Source organism: Rhizobacter sp. (assembly GCF_035702065.1).
Taxonomy (GTDB): domain Bacteria; phylum Pseudomonadota; class Gammaproteobacteria; order Burkholderiales; family Burkholderiaceae_C; genus Rhizobacter.
This window is the reverse complement of the sequence record NZ_DASSRA010000375.1, coordinates 1-4,184: the sequence shown is the minus strand read 5'-3', so window position 1 is coordinate 4,184 and position 4,184 is coordinate 1. Positions and strand designations below refer to the sequence as shown.

At 69.7% G+C, this 4,184-nt stretch carries 3 protein-coding genes; 1 reads left to right on the top strand and 2 read right to left on the bottom strand.

The window, feature by feature from the left end; translation table 11 throughout:
* Positions 1 to 158: 158 nt before the first annotated feature.
* On the bottom strand, positions 159 to 791 hold the full coding sequence (locus tag VFL64_RS16615; protein ID WP_489541492.1) for an NMCC_0638 family (lipo)protein: 633 nt from the start codon (positions 789 to 791) through the stop codon (positions 159 to 161).
* 223 nt (positions 792 to 1,014) lie between these two features.
* Here VFL64_RS16615 and VFL64_RS16610 point away from each other — a divergent pair, with 223 nt between their 5' ends.
* Positions 1,015 to 3,558 carry a chemotaxis protein CheW gene (locus VFL64_RS16610; RefSeq protein ID WP_489541491.1) on the top strand — a complete coding sequence of 848 codons (2,544 nt, stop codon included), beginning with the start codon at positions 1,015 to 1,017 and terminating at the stop codon, positions 3,556 to 3,558.
* Between the two features lies 1 nt (position 3,559).
* Here the strand turns inward: VFL64_RS16610 and VFL64_RS16605 are convergent.
* A partial coding sequence (locus VFL64_RS16605; RefSeq protein ID WP_489541490.1) for a DHHA1 domain-containing protein occupies positions 3,560 to 4,184 on the bottom strand: 625 nt, incomplete at its 5' end.

The window sequence follows — 4,184 nt, the reverse complement described above, 5'->3', positions numbered from 1 at the left end:
CGGCGGGTTGCGGCGCAGTCGCCTGCGCCACACCCACCAGCAGGCGCCGCTGGCCAGGCTCAGCAGGCACAGAGTCTCGTTGATGGAAAAGCCGATTTGCATGGACGGGGCGCCCCGGGGAGGCAGGTCGCGATTATGGCGGGGGCACCCAGGCCGCTTCAGCGCGTGGGCATGCCGTCGGGCGCGAAGGCCGGCGTGGCCGGCAGCGGCGCGGCGTTCAGGGCCTGGGTCGCAGGGCCGTCCGACAAGGTTGTGACCGCGCCCAGGCCCAGATCGCTGGACGCGCCCACGGCACGGTAGCGCCATTGCATCTGGTTGCGCCAGGCGCCGGCACGCTCGAAGTTGCGGTCGACCTGCAGCTGCAGGCGAGCACCCTTGCTGGTGAGCGATTGAAGGGCCTCGATCACCGCATTGCGCAGCAAGGGCCCCGCCATCTGGTCGACCCAGACCGTGCATTGGCGGCCGGCCGCCGCGGCCAGCAACACACGCCCGCGTGTGCCGGGTGCCGCCAGCACGCTGCCAGGCTCGCCGCGCAGCAGGCCATCGACGTTGCCGCGCGTGGCTTCGGCCGGGTCGAAGCCTTGCGACAGGGCCCAGTCGACGGCAGCACTCTCCTCGCCACCGGTCAGCACGCAGGCCTGCTGGAAGGTCCGCGCCACGGCCAGTGGCGTGAACCAGTACGACAAGGTGGTTTCGACGGGAGGGTCGGCTTGCTGGGCCTGCCCGAGCCCGCTCAGCAACAGTGAGCCGGCCACAAACACAGCGAGGTCGATCAATCGGTGCTTTCGCATCAGTGCGCTTCCAGGGCGGGTTGTGTGCATCGGGGCGGTGCAGTCGGGCGGTTGGCGGCAGTATTGAAGCCCTGCCATGGTGCGTCAAGCCGACAGGCTTGCATACACGAATGAATGCGGGGTGGAAAGACTGCTTTTCTCCGGTTCGGCCTGTGGCCCGGTTCGTAGCCTAGCCGGGTAATCGGTCAACCGACCGGGCAAACCACCAACGAGCTGCATCGAGATGAGCAAGAAGAAGATCTGGCGCCGTGGCATTCCTTTCTCGCCCGAAGTGGCGCCCCTCGTGGCCCGCATGCCGGCGGTCGACGAATACCGCGAGTCGCTGCTTCGCCTGCAAGGCGTGTGGGACACGCTCTCCATGCTGGGCCAGATGAGCGGCACCCTGCCCGACATCGCCGCCACGCGCAGCGCCTTCCAGGCGCTCACCGAAACCCTGCTCGACAGCCTGGGCCGCTGCCTGCTCACGAACGTGACGCAGCACATGCGCAACCAGGGCCAGGTGGCGATCGACATCCTCGTGCGCAACCTGTTCGAGCGCACGGCCGACATCGGCTTCCTGTCCACCGACACCGCCGTGCGCGAGTTCATGCAGGCCGACGCGCCCGACGATGCGCAGCGCCACCAGCTCGAAGCGCGCTTTGCCGACTACGCCGCCAAGTACAGCGTGTACGACGACATCGTGGTGCTGGCAACCGATGGCCGCGTGCTGGCGCGGCTCGATGGCCGCATCGACGCACCCCGCTGCAATGAACCCTGGCTCGCCCGCGCCCTGGCGGGCGAGCCCTACGTCGAGCACTACGGCCCCTCGCCCACCATGGGCGGCCGCAACGCCCTGCTCTACGCCGCCGCGATCCGCAGCGGGTCTGCCACGCTGGGTGTGATGTGCCTGTCGTTCCGGTTGGCCGACGAGATGCGCAGCGTGTTCCAGCAGCTGCTGCCGGCAGGCGACCCGGCGGTCATCGCGCTGGTCGATGCGCAGGGCGAGGTGCTGGCTTCGTCCGACCGCTGGCAGCTGCCGCTCGGCGCCACACTGCCGCCGGCCGACGCTGCACAAGCTCACCAACACCTGCGCTTTGCCGGCCGCGAATACCTGAGCGTGAGCGCCGCGGCCAACGCCTACGAGGGCTACCACGGGCCGGGCTGGTCGGCGCGCGTGCTCGTTTCCATCGACCAGGCCTTCGAACCACGCGAGGATGACGAACAAGCCAGCACGACCACCGGGAACGTGCTCGCCCGCATCGACACCCGCGAGCACTTCAACGAAGAACTGCGCAGCATCCCGCCCGAGGCCTTGCGCATCCAGCGCGACCTCTCGCGCGTACTGTGGAACGGCAAGCTGCAACCGGTCGCCGCCGGCGCGTCGGGCGCTTTCGCCGCCACCCTGCTGCGCGAAGTGGGGCTGACGGGCGAACGTATCCGCCAGGTCTTCGACCAGGCCACGCACCAGCTCCACCTCTCCACCTTGTCCGCGGTCTTCGAGCAGGCACGCCACCACGCCCGCCTGGCCATCGACATCATGGACCGCAACCTCTACGAGCGCGCCAACGACTGCCGCTGGTGGGCACTCGACGGCGTGCTGCGCCAGGTGCTGGCCCAGCCGCCCGAGCAACGCGACGCGAGCGCGGCCGCCAGCGTGCTGGCGCGCATCAACGGCCTCTACACGGTGTATTCGCTGCTGGTGCTGTTCGACACGCAGGGCCAGGTGGTGGCCGTCTCCGACCCCGCGGCCTCGCAATGGCGCGGCCAGACACTCGATGCGCCCTGGGTGCGCGAGACGCTGGCGTTGCGCGACTCGCAGAGCTACACCGCCTCGGCGCACGCCCCCAGCCCGTTCTACGGCGACCGCGCCACCTACGTGTTCGCAGCCGCACTGCGCAGCCCCGATGCACAGGCCCGCGTGGTCGGCGGCATCGCCATCGTGTTCGACGGCGAGCCGCAGTTCGAAGCCATGCTCGCCGATTCATTGCCGCAAGGCCACGAGGCACAGCCACCCGGCAGCGTGGCCAGCCTGCTGGTCACGCGCAGCGGCCAGGTCGTCTCCAGCAGCGATGCACGCTGGCCCGTGGGCAGCGCGGCCCCGCTGCCGCCCGGCCTGCCCGCGCTGGCGCGCGGTGAAGCCGATACCGCGGTGATCGACATCGACGGCACGGCCTACGTGGCGGGCTATGCGATGTCGGGCGGCTACCGCGAATACCGCAGCACCACCGCCAGCTCGCCCGATGACGTAGCCGGCCTGATGCTGCTGCGTCTTGGCAAACACCAGGCCGCCGCCGCACCGGCGGTGCCGGCCTTCGAAGCGGCCACGCCCGCTGGCCGGCACACGGCCTCGGCCATGTCGATCGCCAGCTTCCTCTGCGACGGCCAATGGCTGGGCATTCCCGCCTCGGCCGCCCTGCAGGCGCTGCAGCGTCCGCGCCTGGCCACCATCGCCAACGCGCCGACCCATGTACTGGGCATGACGATGTTCGAAGGGCAATTGCTGCCGGTGATCGACCTCGCGCGACTGCGTACGCACCGCCCCACCACCGACATCGACGCACCCGTCGTCGTGGCGCAAGGGCCAGGGGGTCAGCGCTTCGCTTTGCGGGTGGATGAACTCGGGCCGGTCTTCGAGGTGCCCAATGGCTCGATGCAGGCAGTGCAACACGGCCCGCACAGCGGCGAGCACCTGGTGCGCGGGAACAAGCAGATGCTGACCCTGCTCGACGTGAACAAGCTGATCGCGTCGTCCGGTGCCGTGCGGCTGACCGGCGACGCGATCGCCTAGATCACACCCGCTCGGCCACCCAGCCCTTCACCGAGGCCAGGGCGGCCCCGAGGTTCTTGGGGTCGGTGCCGCCGGCCATGGCCATGTCGGGCTTGCCGCCGCCCTTGCCACCCACCTGCTGGGCGACGAAGTTGACAAGCTCGCCAGCCTTCACCTTGGCGATGCTGTCGTTGGTCACGCCCGCGGCGATCTGCACCTTGCCGCCGTCCACCGCGGCCAGCACGATGGCGGCGGTCTTGAGCTTGTCCTTGAGCTTGTCCATGGTCTCGCGCAAGGCCTTGGCGTCGGCGCCTTCCAGCATGGCGGCGAGCACCTTGAGGCCCTTCACGTCCACGGCCTGGGCCAGCAACTCGTCGCCCTGGGCGCTGGCGAGCTTGCCCTTGAGGGCGGCCAGTTCCTTCTCCAGCGCACGCACTTGGTCGAGCACGCCGGCCACGCGGGCCGGCACGTCGTTGGGCGAGACCTTCAGCGAACCGGCCAGGCCGTTCACCGTGTTCTCCAGGCTTTGCAGGTAGGCCAGCGCGTTGTCGCCGGTCACCGCCTCGACACGTCGAATGCCAGCCGCCACGCCGCCTTCGGCAACGATCTTGAAGAGGCCAATGTCGCCGGTGCGGCCCACGTGCGTG